Origin of the sequence: Nocardia sp. NPDC059691, assembly GCF_042733915.1 — a bacterium.
Lineage (GTDB): Bacteria > Actinomycetota > Actinomycetes > Mycobacteriales > Mycobacteriaceae > Nocardia > Nocardia sichangensis.
In genome coordinates this window covers 80875-100446 of sequence record NZ_JBHWFB010000005.1, presented here as the reverse complement: position 1 = coordinate 100446, position 19572 = coordinate 80875, and the positions used below count along the sequence as shown (strand labels likewise).

The window sequence follows — 19572 nt, the reverse complement described above, 5'->3', positions numbered from 1 at the left end:
TCCTGACCTCCCTTACCAGACGTAAGCGAGGACTTCGCCGCCCACGCCCTGCTTGGCCGCCTGCTTGTCGGTCAGCAGGCCGGAGGACGTGGAGATGATCGCCACGCCGAGGCCGCCGAGCACCTTGGGCAGGTTGGTGGATTTCGCGTACACGCGCAGACCGGGCTTGGAGACGCGGCGCACGCCGGCGAGGCTGCGCTCACGGCTCGGGCCGTACTTGAGGTCGACGATGAGCGTCTTGCCCACCTGTGCGTCCTCGGTCCGGTAGTCGGCGATGTAACCCTCGCGCTTGAGGATCTCGGCGATGTTCGCCTTGAGCTTCGAGTGCGGAGCCTTCACCTGATCGTGGTACGCCGAGTTGGCGTTGCGCAGACGTGTCAGGAAGTCTGCGATCGGATCAGTCATGGTCATGGTTCGACCTAGACACCTTTCTCGCCGCGGTTCCCATACAGCGCAGCCATGCACATCGGCATGCCCAGCGGTGGGCCTACGACAATTCGGATGGTCCGGCCGACCCTTGCCGACCGGAGGAGGTTCGATCGCCCGAGCGCACGCATGCGGACATGGAGGTGCCCAGGCAACCGCTCTAGTGTAGGCAAGGGGTTCACCTGGGCAAAATCGGGGTGTGTGAGGTGCCCGCTTCGCTGGACTCATGACCAGCGGAAACAGCCCGTGACCGGGCTAACATGGGCCTATGTCGAGCTCAGGCGTCGAACGACCCGACCTCCCAGAGTCCATGACCTGGGAGGAGCTCGAGCAGCTACCCGAGGAGATCGCCGGACGGATCGAACTGCGCAAGGGGCGCGTCGTCTGGCGACAGCGGGGACCTGCCGAACATCAAGCGTTCACGTTCGCGCTGACCAGCGCACTCAAGCGCTGCGCCCGCGATGGCATGGCCGAGCAGCCACAAAGCTGGTGGCGTGTCGACTTCGAAACCAACGTCTTCTTCGGCAAGACCGGCAAGTCGGACTTCGCCACCCCCGACGTGCTCGTCTACCGCCGCCTCGACACCCCCTACCAGGACATCCGCGCTGACGACGTGCTGCTTGTCGGCCGCATCAGTTCTCCGGCGAACATCGCAATCGATCCGCACGAGGAGCAGCGACGTTACGCCGATGGTGGCATCCCCTGGTATTGGGAGGTGACGCTCGCGCGTAAGAAGAGTGCCATCGCGACAGTCCGCGCGTACGCCTTGGAAACCGTCCCCGGCGAGCTCCCACCCGGCGTACGCCCGCTCTATCCGACGAACTATCTCCTGATCGGCAAATGGTCACCGAACGATTCCGACGCCATCACCATCGACTTCCCGTTCCCGATCCACATCCCCTGGTCGGAGTTGGAGGTCTGAGTCGCTCGGAGAACTGGCCGCTGCTGGTCCGAGGTATCGCCGCACGCCCGGACGCGAGACCTGCGAACCATCACTGCAATGGCTCGCTGCAGTTGCTAATGCGAACCAATGAAGGAGCCCCAGGCGCATGAGAAGCTCAGAGGCGACACTGGGGCGTTCGTGACGTAGCATACCGGCTCGTGACGGGGGATGTCGACTACAGCAACACCAAGGTCTGGGACCTGCTCTCCAAGCCTCGAATGGCTCCGTACCTACACGCCGCACAGGGTGACCGCGCCGCCGCCATGAAGCTCTACACCTGGAGCGCCCGGACTGTTGCTGCCTCGTTCGAGGTGTGGGCGATCTGTACGAGAACTACGGTGATCCTTGGGCGGACGATCCCTACTTGCATGCGTGAGGTGGTCCCCGTGAGTGGCACACCACCGAGAGGTCTATTCGCGTTTTGCCGCAGCCGTGTGCCACTCGCGGGTGTCGGCCGGGGAGTTGGTGGGGCGGGGAGGTGCTGGTCCGGCGGCGGGGTGCCGCCGGGGTCGAAAGTCTTCAGCTGTGGGTGAACTCGCCGTGTTTGGTTGCGGACAGGAAGGTGTCCCAGGCGGTGGGGGTGAACGTCAGGGCGGGGCCGGTCGGGTTCTTGGAGTCGCGCACGCCGATCGTGCCGTCGTTCAGGTGGGCGATCTCTACGCATTGGCCGTTGGACTCACTGTGGCTGCTCTTGAACCAGTTCGCTCCGGATAGGTCAGCGGTCACCGTCAAAACTCCTTGCTACCAGGCGGAGCAGGTATCGTGAGGTCTTTTCGTCCAGGGCCGTCTCTCGGATGGCGTCGGCCATTTCAGTGTAACGATGCACCTCGAGAGCCACCATCACCTGTATGCGTCGTCCCGACGAGTTAGGAAAGGCATGACGCAGGCAATCCCGCCACAGCTGTTCGTATTTCGGGCCGAGTAGTCCGGTCCAGAATCCGAAGCTCAAGCCTGCAACGATCTGATCTCGGTACTCGAGGTCTTGTTCTCGGAGGCGATTTCGGACAACTTCCACTGCGGTTGTCACGTTGTCGTTCAACGGCAGCAAGAACCAAGGGATGCCGCGAGATGCCTCCTCGAAATGCTTGCGCAACTCGGTATCCAAGGCGTTCCGCAGCAGGACTTCCATATGACCCAGAGCTCCCGCAATCGCCGTCTGCCGCTCTCGGTTATCCGCGCCCTGAAGATCTCACTGGAGCCGATCTCGCTATCAGCAATACTCAGATATCCAGGCACCCCGTTATAGCCATCCGAAATCCGCCTGACCGCTTCCTTTGTACCGACATTCCAGGGCTCCCACCCCCTGCCGCCCCCGGGGAAGGCGCCGAACTCGATATATCCCTCGTTAGCCAATTCTTCGACAACACGCAGCACATATGTGCGCGAATATTCTTCCGCTGCGATTTTCTCGATCGTCCCGTCGAACTCGCCGATCGGAGCCCAATCGTCCGAGACGCTGCACAGGAGAAAGTTCTTCAACTTCTCACCGAGTACGTAGCCGCCCTCATACAATCCGAAGATACACGAAGATACACGAAGATACACGAAGATACACGAAGATACACGAAGATACACGAAGATACACGAAGATTCTACTCACTTTTCGGAGCCAAGTAGCCGAAAAGCTGCTCGATTTGATTGATTCCCTCGCTCACTTCAGGCGAGGGCGACTGAATCAATATCTCACGAGAATTCTGCAAGATCGGGATGCGATCGTTGGTTTGCAACTCTTGCAGACGGTAAGCAATATAGTCCGAATCGGGATCGTCGATTCTTCTCCCCAACTCGCGCAAGATGGCCACGAGTCCGGCTCGGCCACCGAAACGAGCCAAGACCTCTGTTGCCTCCAGTTCTACCGCCATATCATCGTCACCGAGAAGTTCAGCCAGTCGTTCGATCACTTGCTCCGATGGGAGCAATTTCCCGAGTTCGGTAGCCGCACCCTCACGCACCTTCCAGTCCGCCGAGTGCGAATCAGCCAGCACACGCGCTAGTTCCACGCTGCTCCTATCATGGAATCTCGTCCGGTGTCGCAGGCCGGACCTGCTTCGTCAATTCTCGCACGTACACCGTGCCATCCGGCGCGACATCATGGACCATCTCGACTACATGCGGCGTCGGCACGGATCCGTGGGGCCGACCCGTCAGATCGACACGTTTGATACCTCTTCCATATTCGTCGTACTGCACATAATTGGTTATGTTACCGTTGGCGTCCTTTTTTACCACGTAACCATTCGGTGGACCGTGCGCGATGTCGATTCTGCGGTCGGTCGTTACGGTGGCGTTGTCCAGTTCCTGCCGCAGGGATTTCTTCGGCAGCTTTCCGGAGTCATCGACCTTCCCACGCAATCGGTCACGCAGGTCGGTGACGACTTTCCTGGCTTTGACAACGGCGTCTTTCGCTTCTTGTTTGACGCCAGCGATCTGTAACGCCTTGCGGGCTCGCCAGGCGATGATGCCGTCTTTGATCTTCCCGGCCCATCTCCGCACCGTGTCCAGCGACTTGGCGGCGGTGACCGCGCCTGCGCCGAAGCTGATCAGCGACAGGCCGATGGTGATAGCGGCGTCGATGGCGAGCTCCTGGACGAGGGAATTCAAGAAGCCCTTGATCTCGTCGCGGAGTTCCGTCAGCGCGTCCTTATATGCGATGCAGGACTGGCTGATCTGGGTGCACGCGGTCAGCAGTTGGTCCATGGAGCTCGCAAGAGATTTGAGGTCGTCTCGGATGTGGCCCGCGTCGTCGGCGGTGACGCTGTCGAACAGGCTCGCCGCGATCGTGATCTTGTCGCGGGCGTTCGTGTTCTGGTAGATCGTGCCGAGGCGATCCCAGGCGTCGGCTGCCTTGGCGAGTTTTCCAGTGTCGCCGTCGGGAACGGGGATGCCGATGTGGCTGATGATATTGATGCCCTTGTCGACGATCCCTTGGCCAGGGCCACCAGCGGAAGCCGGGACCGAGAAGGGGCCGAACACAGGCATTCCCGGGTCTGTCGGCCGGTCCGGCTGCGGCGCGCCCTTCATGGTGGCGTCGGCTTGCGCGTGCGTGAAGCCGATGTCGTTGAGGGCGCTGCCGTATGCGTACAGCGTGGAGTGGACGTCCTGGAAGAATCCCACCGCTTCGTAGGCGGAGGTGTTGTACGAACGCGCCCACTCCTGGCCGTTCTCGTCTACGCCCGCCATCGATCCGCATTCGGACAGCTCCGCGAAGATGTACAGAAAGCTGTCCCGCAGCGCGGAGGCCGCGTCGAAGCAGTTGGTGGCCGCTTGGTAGTAAGCCTTCGGGTCGACAGCCAGAGCCGTCATACCCCGAGGATCCTCAAGCCCTCGGCAACAGCTCCGGTATAGCCGTCGTGGGCGAGTTTCACGGCCTCCTCCAAAGCCGTGAGCCCTTCGGTGATGTCGGTGGCTCCCGCTAACCACTCGTCGTGCGCCTCACGGTAGGCCGCCATCGCCGCACCGGCCGACGCGGCATCGACCTCCTTGACTTTCTGGTCGATCGCCGTCAGCTGATCGGACAGCAACCCCGCGAAGCCGCGGATCCGGGCGGCCAAGTTTTCGAACTTGTCGAGATCGACCGAGAACGCCTGTTCATCGGACATGCGGTCCCCCTCAGGGCAGATCGAGCGAGCTGACGCCCGCCGCGAATGATTGATCGGCGCCGCGCACGGTGTCCGCGGTGATTCCCAGCTTCTCCGCCAGCTCGAACAGCGCATCCCACACCTGCACCGCCCCTTGATGGAACTCTTCCCACCCGGCCGCGAAAGCGCCTGCGTTGTTACCGGTCCAGCTCTCCAGCAAGTCGCGGACATCGGTCTCCAATGCCGAATACCCGTCCCGGCACTGAGTGGCGACATCGAATGCCAAGCGCCCCAAGGCTTTGACTGCGTCGGTATCGACCGACAGCGATGGCTGCTCCCCGACCAACCCTCTGCCCCCTCTGTCACCGAACAGTCCCACCCGACAAAGTACTCCGGCCATAGCGACGGGAAAAGCGCTGCCCGACAATGCCGAACGCGGAAACGGCGCTCACCCGGCCGCGGAACACCGAGCGACCGCTTCCCCAAACGCGAGCGAGGGCACGGACTCGTATGGAGTCCGTGCCCTCGCTCGCGATGCAGTTGGTGACGCTCAGCCGAGCGCCAGCTCACCAGGAGCTCTTGTGCACGCCCGGCAGCTCGTCGCGGCAGACGCGACACAGACCGAGCTTGCGGTAGACCGTATGGCGGCGGCAGCGCTGGCAGCGACCACATCGAGAAATCGGCGCTGCTCGTCGTGAAGTAGGGCTCTTACCCGAGAGGTAATCGACTTCATTATCAAGACCCGAGATGATGATCAGGTATCCGAGGATTGGAGAAAACGATGCCCTACTTCGAATCGCACGACGGCACCACCCTGCACTACCAGGACTGGGGTACCGGACAGCCGGTGCTCTTCCTGGCCGGTGGCTGGTTGAGCAGCACTTCATGGGAGCTGCAAATGCTGCCGCTGTCCAAGCAGGGCCTGCGGTGCCTGTCGTACGACCGGCGTGGACACGGCAAGTCGGACTGGGTCGGGCACGGGTACGACTACGACACACTGGCCGCGGATCTGGCCGCATTCCTGGACCATCTCGATCTGCGCGACGTCACCGTGGTCGCGCATTCGATGGCAGGCGGTGAGATCGTCCGGTATCTGACCCGGTACGGCAGCGATCGGATCAGCCGGGTCGCGCTGGTATCGGTGACGATGCCGTATTTCGCGCAGGCCGAGGACAATCCGAACGGCGTGCCGAAGGCGGTCTTCGATGCGGTGAACGCGGCTCGAGCCGCGGATCGGCCGCTGTGGATGGAACAGAACGCGCAGGCATTCTTCGCGACGCACCTGGGCAACCAGGTGTCTTCGGCGCGGATCGCGTGGATGGTGCAGAAGTGCATGGACTGTTCGCTTCTCGCCGCGGACGAGATCATGAATACGATCTACCACGCCGACTTCCGCGACGAGTTGCGCGCACTCACCGTGCCCACGCTGGTCATCCACGGTGACGCCGATGCCTCGGCTCCCATCGACCTCTGCGGTCGGGTGATCAAGGATCTGATTCCCAGCAACACCTACAAGGAATACCCCGCGACCGGACACGGCATCATGATCTCGCACGCCACGCAGCTCAACGCCGACATCCTCGATTTCATCAAGGCATGAGGCCGGTGCGGTAGCGGCGGATACTTGTCCTACCCCGCCGCTACCACCAGTGCTTTCGGTACCGGCAGGTTGGCCGAGCCAGCGACTACCGAACCAGGTCGGCGAAGCTGATGTCGCCGAGCACCACGTGTTCCAGGCGGACGAATCCGTCACGGTGCGGGCGGTACTCGGCGGCGTGGGCGTCGAGGCGAAATTCCCGCACCTCTTCGATGTGCATCGACGATATCGGAAGTCTTCACTCGGCTCTGCCGATCAAGAACGCGCTGGAGCCGGTCTCGAAGCGGCGGAACCGATTCACGCTCCGAGACCGGGGGTGGCAGCGCGGAAATCAGTGGGGCGGATACCTCGAAGTCGCTTGAACGCCGCGCTGAAACCGAAAGCGTCCGCATAGCCGACGGCCTTCGCCACCTGCGCCACGGTGAGACTCCGGTCAGCCAGTAGTTCCTCCGCCTCATCCATCCGGCATTCGGTGAGGTACGCCAGGGGCGACTGGCCCATGACCTCGGAGAACCGCCGTGCGAACAGCGCCCGGGATACCCCCGCCTCGGCGGCCAGCGACGCGACTGTCCAACCGGCGGAGGGCTTTCCGTGCATGGCCTCCAACGCCGGCCCGACCACCGGATCGGCCGGCCCTCGATACCACCCCGGCGCGTCGGCGTCCAGTTCGTCGAACCAGTCGCGCAGCGTGCAGACCAGCGCCCAGTCGAGCAGCCGGTCCATCATCGCCTGCGCTCCGGCCGGACGCCGGGCGGCATCGGCGGCGATCGACTCCATCCACGCGCACACCTCCACGTCGTCGGTCACCACCAGGACCGGCGGTAGAGCACGCAGCAGACGTTCGTGGCGTCGGCCGGAAGCCCGATAAGCGCCGACGATCAGAGCGGTCGCACCGGCGGGGTCGTTCTCCCAGCGACCGCGATCGAGCGCGGGATCACATTTCGCGTCCGGCGCGAAGCAGGCGATCTCGTATTCCTCGTGCGGCAGGCCGACAGTATCGGCGCGGTCGACGAGAACGAACGGTTGCGGGCCGCGCACGATCGCGGTGTCCCCCATTGTGATCCGACGTTCCAGACCGCCCGGCAGTAGTAGTGTCCCCGCACCGCGCAGCACGGTCACCATGGTCAACGGCGCCTCGTCGGCGAACCGGATGCTCCACGGTGCTTCCAAGACCGCGGTAGTGAGCACAGCTCCCTCGGCACGTATACCGCCCAGCAGTTTGCTCAGAGGATCCACGCCATCGAGATTAGACGAACTCCTATCAGATGTAGATCTTCACCCATAGATCGTCCACTGCTCGAGGTATGGAATGGAAACCGGACCGAACAACCGATCGTCCGAAACTCCGGACCAACAGTGGAGGCCACCTTGCCGCACAACCCGACCGTGGACACCGCGATCACCCGCACCGCGCTGGTCGTCGTCGCCCATCCCCGGCCCGATTCGCTGACCGCCCATATCGCCGAACTGGCCATCCGGCGGCTCACTACGGACGGCTACCGGATCGACCTGCTGGACCTGCACGCCGAGAACTTCGATCCCCGGATGACCGCCGCCGACCTTCCGGAATGGGGCAACCGGGAGAAGGCCTACTCCCCCGAGGTCGAGAGCCATATGCGGCGCGTCCTCGCTGCCGACGTAATCGTCGCAGTGTTCCCGGTGTACTGGATGCAGGTCCCGGCGATTCTGAAGGGCTGGATCGATCGGGTGTGGAACTACGGATTCGCCTACGGCCGCAGCAAATCCCGGCTCGCGGGCAAGCGGATGCTGTGGCTGGGACTGGCGGGCGTGGCAGACGACGACGCGCTCGTCGGACCCATGCGGGATGCGCTCAGCGCGCAACTCGACGACGGCATCGCCTACTACTGCGGGCTCGCGCAGTCATCGGTGGGATTGTTGCCCGGCGCGGAAGAGAAGCGGCAGCGCCTGGATGCCGCGGGCAACCTGCTATTCGACGAAGCCCTCACCGGCGCGGCGCGCGAAGCGCACTACGCGGAGTTGGACAACCGGGCGCTGGGCTTCGTCGACGAATTCCTCGCCGCCGACCGAGTTTCGGCCTGACCCGGAGCCCGTCCGTAAACGCGGAGGCAGACATCTGCCCTCGTTGCTTCGAATGGCGGGCTTATCGACCCAACGGATGATCGCCGTCGGTAATCGCGCGGACCGAGGGAGCCTTTTCCGGCGTCCCGGCGGCGGTCCCTGGAGGGAAGATGCACGCCTGGCTTCCACGAACGGCCTGTCGCCGCTGCATCCACGGGATTGTCCGCGTGTTGCCACCCGGACGGTCCTGATAGGGCTCGAGGGACTAGGGCATCGAAATGAGCCAGCGACTACCGAACCAGGTCGGCGAAGCTGATGTCGCCGAGCACGACGTGTTCCAGGCGGACGAATCCGTCACGGTGCAGACGGTGCAGACGGTACTCGGCGGCGTGGGCGTCGAGGCGGAATTCCCGCACCTCTTCGATGTCGAACTTGGTGTCGAGGACAACGACCAAGTAGAGCGGAATGCCTGCGCGCGCGTACTGAACCTTTTTATCCAATAGGTCTTCGGCGGCGGTGGACGGTGAAGACACCTCGACGACGATCAGCGCGTCACCGGCTTCCGGCTTCGCTCCGCGCTCGGGCAAGCAGCGGTACACCGTCACGTCCGGTCGGCGGAACGTGAACTTCGGTATCCGCCAGAGGACGACATCGATATCCGTCTCGACGCGGATGCACGGTTCGGTGCTCGGTAATTCCTCCATCGAGCCTGCCAAACGGCGTGCCACGCGATTGTGCTCAGGAACCGGAGACTCGCAGACGATCACGTGTCCGTGCACAACCTCGATCTCACGCGCGACGCCCTCCGGCAGTTGGCGGTACTGCTCCTCGGTCATCTCGTGCGGCAAGTCGTCCGGTGACTGGATCGTCATGCCCGAAGCCTACCTAGTCAACCGTGGCGAAATCATGATCAAGGATGCGAGCGAGGGCACGGACTCGCATGGAGTCCGTGCCCTCGTTCAATTTTCAGTTGGTGACGCGCAGAGCGTCAGCTCACCAGGAGCTCTTGTGCACGCCCGGGAGCTCGCCGCGGTGCGCCATTTCGCGCAGGCACACGCGGCAGAGGCCGAACTTGCGGTAGACCGCGTGGGGGCGGCCGCAGCGCTGGCAGCGGGTGTAGGCGCGGACAGCGAACTTCGGCTTGGCGTTGGCCTTGTTGACCAGTGCTTTCTTAGCCATGTGCTCAGTTCTCCTTGAACGGGAAGCCGAGGTGCTTGAGCAGGGCACGGCCTTCTTCGTTGTTGGTCGCGGTGGTCACCACGGTGATGTCCATACCACGCGGACGGTCGATCCGGTCCACGTCGATCTCGTGGAACATCGACTGCTCGCTCAGGCCGAACGTGTAGTTGCCGTTGCCGTCGAACTGCTTCGGCGACAGGCCGCGGAAGTCGCGGATACGGGGCAGCGCGATGGAGACCAGGCGGTCGAGGAACTCCCACATGCGGTCGCCGCGCAGGGTGACCTTCGCGCCGATCGGCATGCCCTCACGCAGCTTGAACTGCGCGATGGACTTGGTCGCCTTGCGGATCTGCGGCTTCTGACCGGTGATCAGGGCCAGGTCCTCGACGGCGCCGTTGATCAGCTTCGCGTCGCGGGCGGCGTCGCCGACACCCATGTTGACGACGACCTTCACCACGCCCGGGATCTGCATCACGTTGGCGTAGGAGAATTCCTTGTTCAGCGCGTCCTTGATCTCTTCGCGGTAGCGCTGCTTCAGCCGGGGCTGCACTTTTTCGGTCGTGGTCATGTCAGATGTCCTTCCCGTTCTTACGGGAGATCCGGACCCGCTTGCCGCTCTCCTCGTCGGTCCGGTAGCCGACGCGGGCCGGCTTGCCGTCGGAGTCGACGACCATCACGTTGGAGACGTGGATGGGGGCTTCCTGGGTCACGATGCCGCCCGAGGAGGCGCCGCGCTGGTTGGCGGAGTTCGCGACGTGCTTCTTGATGCGGTTCACGCCCTCGACGAGAACCCGGTTCTCCTTCGGGTAGGCCTGGATGACCTTGCCCTTGGCACCCTTGTCCTTGCCCGAGATGACGAGCACGGTGTCGCCCTTGTGCACCTTCATGTCAGAGCACCTCCGGGGCCAGCGAGACGATCTTCATGAACTTCTTGTCGCGCAGCTCGCGGCCCACCGGGCCGAAGATGCGGGTGCCGCGCGGGTCGTTGTCCGCCTTGATGAGCACGGCCGCGTTCTCGTCGAACTTGATGTAGGAACCGTCCGGACGACGGCGCTCCTTGGTGGTGCGCACGACGACGGCCTTGACGACGTCACCCCGCTTCACGTTGCCGCCGGGGATGGCGTCCTTCACGGTAGCGACGATGATGTCGCCGATACCGGCATAGCGACGCGACGAACCGCCGAGAACGCGGATGCAAAGGATCTCCTTCGCGCCCGTGTTGTCGGCGACGCGCAGTCGCGACTCCTGCTGAATCACTTCAGCGTCCTCCTTGACCTGGACGTATGTGCACGCCGGATTGCCGACCCGACGGGCATGGTCGGTCGCCCTCCGGACGCGCGCCTGCCAGCGGTTTTCTCGGTTCGAACCAGAAACGCGGAACCAACCACTGGGGGTTCACTGCCGGATTGCGGGCACAGCTCCCGCAGGCAACCGGTCTAGTGTATGGGAATCCGCAGGTCGTTCCCAAATCGGGGGTGGTCGCCGGCCCGCACGACGACGCTCGTCCCCAATCCGGGCCGGACCGGCGCCGCGCCGGTAGCCTCGTGTCCTGCAAGGCTGCCTTCGTACACCAGCGGCACCGCCGCGTCGGGGAGAGGATTCTCGTGACATCTACCGGTCGGCCAGCGAAGCTGGATCGTCGTGCCTTCCTGATCGCCCTCGGAGCCGTCCCGGCCGCCGCCGCGCTGGTCGCCTGTTCGGACGACACCGAACCCGCGAGCAGGACGCTGACCGGCGTCGATCTCAGCGGAGCGGACGAGACGATACGGCCGCAGGACGACCTGTACCGGCACGTCAACGGGAAATGGCTGCGGGAGTACCAGCTGCCGCCGGACAAGGTCAGCTACGGCTCGGGCAGCGAGGCGGGCGAGCGCACCGAGCAGCAGTTGCGCGAGATCATCGACGGTATCCACGACCCGAAGCCCGGCTCGGAAGAACAGCAGATCAGGGATCTCTACGACGCCAGGGTGGACTGGGACGAGATCGAGCGGCTCGGCATGACGCCGCTGGCGCCGCTGTTCGCGAAGATCGATGGGGCCGCCACCAAGCCGGAGCTGGCCAAGGTGATGGCCGAGTTGCCGATCGGCGGGCTGATCGGGCTCGGCATCGGCGTCGACCGGAAGAATTCCAACGCCTACATCCCCTCGGTCGGCCAGTCCGGACTCGGGCTCGGGGAGCAGTACTACCGGAAGCCCGAATACGCCGAGGTGCTCGGGCAGTACCGCACCTTCCTCGAGCGCGTCGCCGCGGGCGCGGGATGGGCCGACCCGGCCGGTGTCGCTCAGCGGGTGTTCGATCTGGAGAAGCGCATCGCCCCCGCGCACTGGGACAACGTACGCAACCGCGACACCGACGCGACCTACAACGTCTACAGCTGGACCGATATGACGGCGCTGGCCCCGGGGTTCGACTGGGATCCGTGGCTGGCGGGCAACACCGACCGCCCACGCGAGTTGTTCGCGACGATCGTGGTCAACCAGCCGTCCTTCATCACGGCAGCGGGCCAGCTGTGGACCGAGGTGGACATCGCCACGTGGCGGGACTACTTGAAGTTGGCCGTGTTGCGGGAGTTCGCGCCCTATCTGCCGAAGGCCGTCAACGACGCGAATTTCGACTTCAAGGGCAGGATTCTCAACGGACAGGACGAGCGCCCGGAACGCTGGAAGTACGGCGTGAGCATCGTCGACGACAAGCTCGGCGAGCAGCTCGGGAAACTCTATGTGGCCAAGCATTTCCCGCCGGAAGCCAAGGATCGCGCCAAGGAGATGCTCGCCGACGTGATCGCGGCCTACCGGGAGAACTTCACGAATTCGACGTGGATGTCACCTGCCACCAGGGCGGCATCGCTGGCGAAGCTGGACAAGATCGATCCCAAGATCGGTTATCCGGACAAGTGGGTCGACTACTCGAAGCTGAAGATCACCAAGGGCAAGCTGATCGAGTCGTTGCTCGCCATCAACGAGTTCGAGGTCAAGCGGACGTTCGCGCGCCTGGGCACGCCCGTCGACAAGACCGAATGGGGGATGTCGCCGCAAACGGTGAACGCCTACTACTCCGCGACGTCCAACCAGATCGTCTTCCCGGCCGCCTACCTTCAGCCGCCCTTCTTCGACAAGGACGCTCTGCCCGCGGTCAATTTCGGCGCGGTCGGGTCCACCATCGGGCACGAGATCGGCCACGGCTTCGACGACCAGGGCTCCAAGTACGACGGCGACGGCAACCGCCGCGACTGGTGGACGCCAGAGGATCGCGCGGCGTTCGACGCCAAGGCCAAACAACTGGTCGACCAATACAACGCGCTCGTCCCGGAGGGGCTGCAGCCGAATCAGCACGTCAACGGCGAACTCACCTTGGGCGAGAACCTCGCCGATCTGCGCGGACTGCAGATCACGCTGGCCGCCTTCCGCATCGCCGAGAAGCGCCGCGGGATCGACAATCCCGACTACCGCACCATGTTCCTGTCCTGGGCCCGCAGCTGGCGTGAGAAGCAGACGAAAGAACTCACCGTCCGCTACCTCAGCACCGACACCCACTCCCCCAACGAATTCCGCTGCAACCAGGTCGTGCGCAATCTCGACGAGTTCTATAAGGCTTTCGAGCTGAAGGAAGGCGACAAGTTGTACATGCCGCCCGATCAGCGGGTGACATTCTGAGCGAAGTGAGGTTCGAGCCTGCCCGTCGCGGCGGGCTCGATCGCTATGCGGACCGGAGCAGACCGTCGATGAGCGCGGCGAGGCCCAGGTCGTAGGTGTCCTGAGCGGCCAGGGACAGATAGTCGGAACCGAGGGCGGCCAAGCGGGGGAAGCTGTCGGCGTCGAGGTCGGCGAAGACTTGTGCGCGGAAGGTGGGGCGGTCCTCCGCGGCCCTGCGGGCGGATCGGGCGCGCACGATGAGGTCGCCCGCCGTGTAATGCCAGATGACGCGGTACGCCTGGGCGGCGCGGTCCAGCGGTAGGCCTCCCGCGACGAATCCGTCCACGATGGATTCGCTGACCCAGAGCGCCGAGACGCCCAAAAGGTCGTCGGCGGTGAGGATTTCGACGATCCACGGCCGTGCGGCGAGCACGTCGTGCATGGCGCGCGCCGCGACGCGGACGCGCTCGCGCGGCTCCTCCGGCAAATCCGGCCACGCCACCTGGTCGGCGTATTCGTTGAGCAGTAGGCGCAGCAGGTCTTCCTTGTCCCGGACGTGGTGGTAGAGCGCCATCGGCGTGCAGCCGAGTTCGGTGGCGAGGCGGCGCATGGTCAGCTTCGCCACGCCCTCGGCCTCGATCACCGAGTTGGCCGCCGCGAGGATCTCCGCTCGGGAGATACGCGCAGGTCGACCGGTGCGTTGTGGCTGCGACGACGAACTCGGCATCCGTCCATCTTCGCCCATCCGCAGAACCGGGTGTGGACACGGGGCGACTCGCGCGGTTACTTTCTATACATGTATAAAAACTCTCGCGGGCGACCCGGCGTCGCTCTGACGGCGGTGGCCGTCGCGCAGTTCATGGTCGCGTTGGACATGGCGGTGGTGAACGTGGCGCTGCCGGCCATCCGCGCCGATCTGGGTTTCGCGCCGGTCGATCTGGCCTGGGTGGTGCACGTCTACGCGCTGACTTTCGGCGGGTTCCTGCTGTTGGGCGGAAAGGCGTGCGACCTGTTCGGGCGGCGCAGGTTGTTCACCGGCGGGCTCGTGCTGTTCGGCATCGCCTCGCTGGTGGGCGGATTCGCGCAGGAGCCATGGCAACTCGTCGCCGCGCGGGCCGTCCAGGGACTCGCGGCGGCGGCCGTGGCGCCCGCCGCCTTGGCCACGTTGACCACGACATTTCCGGAAGGTCCCGCCCGGGTGCGAGCGCTCGGCGTGTGGAGCGCGGTGAACGCGGCGGGCGGCGCGATCGGCGTGCTGGTGGGCGGATTGCTGACCGAGTACGCCAACTGGCGCTGGGTGATGCTCGTCAACGTCCCGATCGTGGTGGTCGCATCGGTCGCGGCGGTGGCCGGTGTGGCGGCCGATCGAGTGAGCGGGCGAGCGCGGATCGATGTGCCGGGCGCCGTCCTGGCCACCGGTGGAATAGGTTTGCTGGTGGTCGGCGTGGTGCGGACCGAACACCACGGTTGGTTCTCCGCCGCCACAGCCCTCACGCTCGGGGCGGGTGCGATCCTGCTCGCGGCTTTTCTCGCGGTCGAGGCGCGCACATCGACACCATTGGTTCGGCTCGGACTGTTCGGCAACCGCTGGGTGGCCGGAGCGAACGTATTCGTGTTCTCGGCCGCGGCGGGCCAATTCAGCGCGTTCTATCTGCTGTCGCTGTACCAGCAGCAGGTCCTGGGCATGAGCGCGGGCGCGGCGGGTACGGCTTTCGTACCGTTCTCGCTCAGTGTCATCGCCGGGACGGTGGTGGCCACTCGCGTGGGCGGCCGCCGGTCCCCGAAAGCGGCACTCGTCATCGGCGGGGTGCTCACCACGGCGGGTATCGGCTGGTTCGCTTTCATCAGCGCCGACGGCAGTTTCCTCGCCGATGTTCTAGGACCCTCGCTGCTGGGCGGCTTCGGCCTCGGATTATGCCTGGCTCCCGTGGCCGCCGCCGCGAACATGGGCGTCGCGCCCCACGAAGCGGGAATGGCTTCCGGGGCCTTCAACAGCGCGCGGCAGCTGGGTGGATGTGTCGGGGTGGCCGCACTCGCCACCGTCGCGGCGGCGCGCACCGGAGACAGCGTCGCGCCCGCGGCGCTGAACGACGGTTACGCCCTCGCGCTGTGCTGCGCGGCGGGATTCTTCGCCGTGGCGACCGTCGTCGCCGCGACTGTGCTGCCGAGGACGCACCGCACGATTTCCACACCCAGAGCAGACGTGGTTCGACCCAAAGCCGAACTATCCGAAAAGTTTTCCGCCGCGCGACCATAAGACAGCGCAACCGCCCCGAGAGCCAGACGGGTCGGATTGCGCCGAGTGCTCTGCACTGACCGCGCACCGAGCCGCTACCACCGGACCTCGCTGCTGCCGATCCACATTGGTGCGGCATGGATCCGATGCCGGTATCCATGCCGCGCCTGGCGATCCACTCCCCCACTTCGTTCCGGCACCGCCCTTGATCGGCCCGGAAAGTCTCATCCAATCCGACGAGAGGAAGCATCATGAACCAGGCCCCGATCGATTTGTTCGGCCGCGCCATTCATTTCGGCCGCGACGGCCACGTAGCAGCCGGCGAACGCCGGATGAGCACCGGCGACGGCGACTGGCAGCTCGCGACGTTCCACGTCGAATCCGATGCCGACGTGCACGCCGACCACTGGGAAGTCCATCCCGGCAGCGACGAAGCGGTGTGCTGCCTGACCGGCGCGTTGCGTCTCTACCTGCGACCGGAGCACGCGGGCGACGACGAGACGATGGTGCGCCTCACCGCGGGCACCGCGTTCGTCGTCCCCCGCAACCGCTGGCACCGCATCGAACTCGACGAACCGTCCGACATCATGTCCGTCGGCCTGCGCAACGAGACCCGCCAGGAGCCCGTCACCGCACGGTGATCCGCACCATCGGTGCTCGCGCATGGATCGCGTGTGCGAGCACCGCGGGGTCTGATCACCGCCGGCCTTGCCCGCACCCGGCGGTCGGGCCGCGCGAGCGACCGATCCATGACGTACCGACCGGGATACATACGGTAGGAGCCGAATCCGGGAGCCGAGTGGCCCGGGCGGAACGATCATGTCCATCGATTCGCCGTGTCGCCGAGACACGTCCGGCTATCGGGACACCGCCGCGATTGTGGAAAACCGCGCCGTGTCCGACCGATATCCCACGGCCGCGACGGCTTCCGGCCATACACGCGCCAATTCGAGCAGGAACCGGAACTCCGCCGCGCGATCGCGAGCCTCCCCATGCGCCGCGCCCGCAGCCATCGAGCCGGGAGTCGGTGTGTCACCATCGCGTTTGGCTCGCACGGCCAGCGCGACCTGGAGGGCAGAGCGACGCGCATCGTCGCGACCGGCGGGCGAGCCGGCCTCGGACAAAGCGGGTACATACGGTCTCAGGTGTAGCAGCGCATCCCAGATCTCGACGGTCATCCGATAGAGCCGGGACGTGGCTTCCCTCGGCGCGGAACCGTCCTCCGCCAGAACCACTTCCGGCACCACGGCGGTGAGATCTCGCCACAGCGGCCGCAACCTACGGCAGTCACGGCCGGTCCGATCCAAGCCCGTTCGCGCCAGCAGCGCTGTGACCAGGGGGATCATGGTCAACAGGGTGACGGCGGAGAACGTGAGAACCGCCGCGACGGCCCACACCTTGCCCGGCTGGCTCGGAGGCGTACCGGTGAGCGCGCGACCTACCATGATCGTCATCGAGATGAGCCAATAGGTCGCGAACGCCAGCAGTACCGCGAACGTCAGCTTCTCTCTGATCGAAACGCCTCTGGCGCGCAGTTCGCGAACGCAGGCGCGGGCGAAGAGCAGCCCACAGAGACCTCCAGGGAGCGCGGACATCGTCCATACGATTTCGACATAGTCCAACTGCCAGGCCCACCGCAGGATCGGCGTGGCGACGATCAGCGAAACAACGGCAGCGACCGCCGTCGCATCGTATCGCCGCTGACGCAGGTGGACGGTTGCCGCATCGGCGCCGTCGACAAGCCTGGCCAGCCCGTAGAAACTGCCGAGCGCCAGGAGACCGCAGCCGAGGTAGAGGCGCGGCCCGAACTCGGGACGGCCCACCGCGACGGTCACCTCGTACAGCAGCAGACCCAGCAGGTTCCAGCTGAACGTGCGGTTGATCAGCCGATCGGTAGCCGTCTCGTCGACGAGCACCCACCGCCCGGCGGTCATGAGCGCGACGAATACGACAACCGACAGCACCACTGGAGTCGGAACAGCGTTCATCGCGATCGACCGTATGCCGTCGCTCGGCGTGGGGCCAGCCCGGGCGCGAAACCGCCGCGGTGTTTCAGCGCACGGGCACCGCGGCGGACGCGTCCTGCGTGACCCGATCGGCTTCGGCGAGTTCGGCGGCCTCGTCGTAGACGTACTTCTCGCCGATGAACCACGACGCCACGGCCGCCAGGAGCATCATCACCGCCGCCGAGACGAACACCACGAGCAATCCGGAGTGGAACGGGCCGGTGAGCAGGTTCGGGAAGAACTCCTGGCCCGTGAGGGTTTCGGCGTTGACGCCTGGCTTGTCGAGTTCACCCGACGGTCCGAGCAGCTCCTGGATCGGGTTGTAGCCGAGGAACGCGGCGAACATGCTCGCCACCGGCGGCATGCCGGCGAGTTCGGCGGCGGCTCCGGCGGAGACGCCCTGTGCGCGCAGACCGGAGTCCAGCGCCGATGGCAGGCTCGCCGCCAGTCCGAGGACCATCAGGGAGAAGAAGATTCCCATGGACAGCGCGTTGCCGCCGTTGAAGAGGGTGCCGCGCATCCCGGAGGCCGCGCCGCGCTGGGCGGCGGGAACGCTGGACATGATGGCGGCGGTGTTCGGCGAGAAGAACAGCCCGCTGCCGATGCCGTTGAGCACGGTGATCGACGCGAACAGCCAGTAGTCGAAGTTCACCGGGATGACCAGCAGCAAGATGAAGGTCGCGCCGGTCAGCAACGCGCCTCCGGTGGTGAACAGCCGGGGCCCGTAGCGATCGGACAGCCAGCCCGAAATCGGGCCTGCGGCGAGGAAGCCGATGGTCAACGGCAGCAGGTAGATGCCTGCCCACAGCGGGGTGGACTCGAAGTCGTACCCGTGCAGCGGAAGCCAGATGCCCTGTAGCCAGATGATGAGCATGAACTGCATGCCGCCACGTCCGATCGAGACCATCAGATTGGCGAAGTTGCCGAGACCGAAGGCGCGGTGGCGGAAGAGGCCCAGGTGGAACATCGGATCGGGGACCCTCGTCTCCACCACGCAGAACGCGGCCAGCAGGAGAAGGCCGCCCAGTACAGCGGCCAGCACCCACGGGCTCGTCCAGCCGGTCGCGTGGCCGCCGTAGGGCTGGATGCCGTAGGTGATGCCGGTGAGCAGCGCCGTGAGTCCGAGACCGAAGGTGATGGTGCCCGCCCAGTCCAGTTTGCCCGAGGTCCGGATGCCGACCTCGTGCAGCGAACGATAGGACCAGACCGCGCCGAGAACGGCGATCGGGACACTGACCCAGAACACCGCACGCCAATCCCATTCCGACAGCACGCCACCGATGAGCAGGCCGAAGAACGAACCGGCCACCGCGGCGACCATGTTGATGCCGAGCGCGGTGCCGCGCTGGCTCGCGGGGAAGGCATCGGTGAGGATCGCCGAGGAGTTGGCCGTCAGCATCGCGCCGCCGACACCCTGGACGACGCGCCAGACGATGATCCACAACGCGCCCGCGCCCCCGTGCCACGGATCGAAGGACAAGGCGACCGCCGACAGCGCGAAGATGGTGAAGCCCAGATTGTACACCCGCACCCGGCCGAAGATGTCGCCGAGCCGCCCGAACATCACCACCAGCACGGCGGTGGCGAGCAGGTAACCCATCAGCATCCACAGCAGGTACCCGACATTGCCCGCCTCGAGTGGGTTGAGCCCGACGCCGCGGAAGATCGCGGGCAGCGAGATCAGCACGATCGAGGAATTGATCGCCGTGAGCAGGACACCCAGCGTGGTGTTGGTCAGAACGATCCACTTGTAGCGCGGATGGTCCCGGTCGTAGCGCAACCGGCGCCGGATGGTTCGGACATCACCCGGATCGACTTCGATGGATGGATTCGTCACGGACAGCCCCTCACCAGATAGTTATCACGGCAAACTATATAGTTAGCCGATGTAACCATCAAACGGAGCCGCCTTCCACTGAGCACCGATACCAGCTC

The 19572-nt window shown here is 65.0% G+C and carries 24 protein-coding genes; 6 read left to right on the top strand and 18 right to left on the bottom strand.

What is annotated here, in order from left to right:
• Nucleotides 1-12: 12 nt before the first annotated feature.
• The gene (gene rpsH / locus ACFV2O_RS13155) at nucleotides 13-411 is read right to left on the bottom strand and encodes a 30S ribosomal protein S8 (protein ID WP_039795549.1); all 399 of its coding nucleotides are present in this window, start codon (nucleotides 409-411) and stop codon (nucleotides 13-15) included.
• A 283-nt stretch (nucleotides 412-694) separates the two neighbouring features.
• Here rpsH and ACFV2O_RS13150 point away from each other — a divergent pair, with 283 nt between their 5' ends.
• Nucleotides 695-1348, top strand: a complete 654-nt coding sequence (locus ACFV2O_RS13150) for a Uma2 family endonuclease (RefSeq protein ID WP_379251981.1) — start codon at nucleotides 695-697, stop codon at nucleotides 1346-1348.
• Nucleotides 1349-1888: 540 nt separating this feature from the next.
• On the opposite strand, the gene ACFV2O_RS13145 is transcribed toward ACFV2O_RS13150, so the two are convergent.
• From ACFV2O_RS13145 to rpsN, 7 genes are all read right to left on the bottom strand, one after another.
• Nucleotides 1889-2095, bottom strand: a complete 207-nt coding sequence (locus ACFV2O_RS13145; protein ID WP_379251980.1) for a DUF397 domain-containing protein — start codon at nucleotides 2093-2095, stop codon at nucleotides 1889-1891.
• Entirely contained in the window at nucleotides 2085-2498 is a 414-nt protein-coding gene (locus ACFV2O_RS13140; protein ID WP_379251979.1) for a hypothetical protein, read from the bottom strand. Before ACFV2O_RS13140 ends, ACFV2O_RS13145 begins: the two co-directional genes overlap by 11 nt.
• 463 nt (nucleotides 2499-2961) lie before the next feature.
• Nucleotides 2962-3369: a HEAT repeat domain-containing protein gene (locus tag ACFV2O_RS13135; RefSeq protein WP_379251978.1), complete on the bottom strand. Its 408-nt coding sequence runs from the start codon at nucleotides 3367-3369 to the stop codon at nucleotides 2962-2964.
• A gap of 10 nt (nucleotides 3370-3379) precedes the next feature.
• Nucleotides 3380-4549, bottom strand: coding sequence for a polymorphic toxin type 24 domain-containing protein (locus tag ACFV2O_RS13130; protein ID WP_379251977.1), 1170 nt, complete (start codon nucleotides 4547-4549; stop codon nucleotides 3380-3382).
• 119 nt (nucleotides 4550-4668) lie between these two features.
• Complete coding sequence (locus ACFV2O_RS13125; RefSeq protein ID WP_379251976.1) at nucleotides 4669-4968, bottom strand: WXG100 family type VII secretion target; 300 nt, start codon at nucleotides 4966-4968, stop codon at nucleotides 4669-4671.
• 10 nt (nucleotides 4969-4978) lie between these two features.
• Nucleotides 4979-5347, bottom strand: coding sequence for a WXG100 family type VII secretion target (locus ACFV2O_RS13120; protein ID WP_379251975.1), 369 nt, complete (start codon nucleotides 5345-5347; stop codon nucleotides 4979-4981).
• 166 nt (nucleotides 5348-5513) lie between these two features.
• Nucleotides 5514-5696, bottom strand: a complete 183-nt coding sequence (gene rpsN / locus ACFV2O_RS13115; RefSeq protein ID WP_379252175.1) for a 30S ribosomal protein S14 — start codon at nucleotides 5694-5696, stop codon at nucleotides 5514-5516.
• Nucleotides 5697-5728: 32 nt separating this feature from the next.
• On the opposite strand from rpsN, the gene ACFV2O_RS13110 reads away from it, so the two are divergent.
• Entirely contained in the window at nucleotides 5729-6547 is an 819-nt protein-coding gene (locus tag ACFV2O_RS13110) for an alpha/beta fold hydrolase (RefSeq protein WP_379251974.1), read from the top strand.
• Between the two features lie 85 nt (nucleotides 6548-6632).
• On the opposite strand, the gene ACFV2O_RS13105 is transcribed toward ACFV2O_RS13110, so the two are convergent.
• On the bottom strand, nucleotides 6633-6764 hold the full coding sequence (locus ACFV2O_RS13105) for a hypothetical protein (protein ID WP_379251973.1): 132 nt from the start codon (nucleotides 6762-6764) through the stop codon (nucleotides 6633-6635).
• Nucleotides 6765-6841: 77 nt separating this feature from the next.
• On the bottom strand, nucleotides 6842-7780 hold the full coding sequence (locus ACFV2O_RS13100; RefSeq protein WP_379251972.1) for an AraC family transcriptional regulator: 939 nt from the start codon (nucleotides 7778-7780) through the stop codon (nucleotides 6842-6844).
• 132 nt (nucleotides 7781-7912) lie between these two features.
• Here ACFV2O_RS13100 and ACFV2O_RS13095 point away from each other — a divergent pair, with 132 nt between their 5' ends.
• Complete coding sequence (locus ACFV2O_RS13095; RefSeq protein ID WP_379251971.1) at nucleotides 7913-8605, top strand: NAD(P)H oxidoreductase; 693 nt, start codon at nucleotides 7913-7915, stop codon at nucleotides 8603-8605.
• Between the two features lie 269 nt (nucleotides 8606-8874).
• Here ACFV2O_RS13095 and ACFV2O_RS13090 read toward each other — a convergent pair whose 3' ends face one another.
• The 5 genes from ACFV2O_RS13090 to rplN all read right to left on the bottom strand — a co-directional run bounded on the left by ACFV2O_RS13090 (nucleotide 8875) and on the right by rplN (nucleotide 11020).
• Nucleotides 8875-9456 (bottom strand): Uma2 family endonuclease, encoded by a 582-nt coding sequence (locus ACFV2O_RS13090; RefSeq protein WP_379251970.1) that lies wholly within the window; start codon nucleotides 9454-9456, stop codon nucleotides 8875-8877.
• Between the two features lie 121 nt (nucleotides 9457-9577).
• On the bottom strand, nucleotides 9578-9763 hold the full coding sequence (locus ACFV2O_RS13085) for a type Z 30S ribosomal protein S14 (protein ID WP_014981705.1): 186 nt from the start codon (nucleotides 9761-9763) through the stop codon (nucleotides 9578-9580).
• Between the two features lie 4 nt (nucleotides 9764-9767).
• Entirely contained in the window at nucleotides 9768-10331 is a 564-nt protein-coding gene (gene rplE, locus ACFV2O_RS13080) for a 50S ribosomal protein L5 (protein WP_355076098.1), read from the bottom strand.
• Nucleotide 10332: 1 nt separating this feature from the next.
• On the bottom strand, nucleotides 10333-10650 hold the full coding sequence (gene rplX, locus ACFV2O_RS13075; protein ID WP_039795507.1) for a 50S ribosomal protein L24: 318 nt from the start codon (nucleotides 10648-10650) through the stop codon (nucleotides 10333-10335).
• Nucleotide 10651: 1 nt separating this feature from the next.
• Nucleotides 10652-11020, bottom strand: a complete 369-nt coding sequence (gene rplN / locus ACFV2O_RS13070) for a 50S ribosomal protein L14 (protein WP_039795505.1) — start codon at nucleotides 11018-11020, stop codon at nucleotides 10652-10654.
• Nucleotides 11021-11367: 347 nt separating this feature from the next.
• Here rplN and ACFV2O_RS13065 point away from each other — a divergent pair, with 347 nt between their 5' ends.
• Nucleotides 11368-13416 (top strand): M13 family metallopeptidase, encoded by a 2049-nt coding sequence (locus ACFV2O_RS13065; protein WP_379251969.1) that lies wholly within the window; start codon nucleotides 11368-11370, stop codon nucleotides 13414-13416.
• 43 nt (nucleotides 13417-13459) lie between these two features.
• On the opposite strand, the gene ACFV2O_RS13060 is transcribed toward ACFV2O_RS13065, so the two are convergent.
• Nucleotides 13460-14122 (bottom strand): TetR/AcrR family transcriptional regulator, encoded by a 663-nt coding sequence (locus ACFV2O_RS13060; protein WP_379251968.1) that lies wholly within the window; start codon nucleotides 14120-14122, stop codon nucleotides 13460-13462.
• Nucleotides 14123-14191: 69 nt separating this feature from the next.
• On the opposite strand from ACFV2O_RS13060, the gene ACFV2O_RS13055 reads away from it, so the two are divergent.
• Together ACFV2O_RS13055 and ACFV2O_RS13050 are read left to right on the top strand one after the other, a co-directional pair.
• Entirely contained in the window at nucleotides 14192-15652 is a 1461-nt protein-coding gene (locus ACFV2O_RS13055) for an MFS transporter (protein ID WP_379251967.1), read from the top strand.
• Nucleotides 15653-15882: 230 nt separating this feature from the next.
• Nucleotides 15883-16272 carry a cupin domain-containing protein gene (locus ACFV2O_RS13050; RefSeq protein WP_379251966.1) on the top strand — a complete coding sequence of 130 codons (390 nt, stop codon included), beginning with the start codon at nucleotides 15883-15885 and terminating at the stop codon, nucleotides 16270-16272.
• Nucleotides 16273-16488: 216 nt separating this feature from the next.
• On the opposite strand, the gene ACFV2O_RS13045 is transcribed toward ACFV2O_RS13050, so the two are convergent.
• The gene (locus tag ACFV2O_RS13045) at nucleotides 16489-17619 is read right to left on the bottom strand and encodes an MAB_1171c family putative transporter (RefSeq protein WP_379251965.1); all 1131 of its coding nucleotides are present in this window, start codon (nucleotides 17617-17619) and stop codon (nucleotides 16489-16491) included.
• A 64-nt stretch (nucleotides 17620-17683) separates the two neighbouring features.
• Nucleotides 17684-19474, bottom strand: a complete 1791-nt coding sequence (locus ACFV2O_RS13040; RefSeq protein ID WP_379251964.1) for an MFS transporter — start codon at nucleotides 19472-19474, stop codon at nucleotides 17684-17686.
• Nucleotides 19475-19572: the final 98 nt, after the last annotated feature.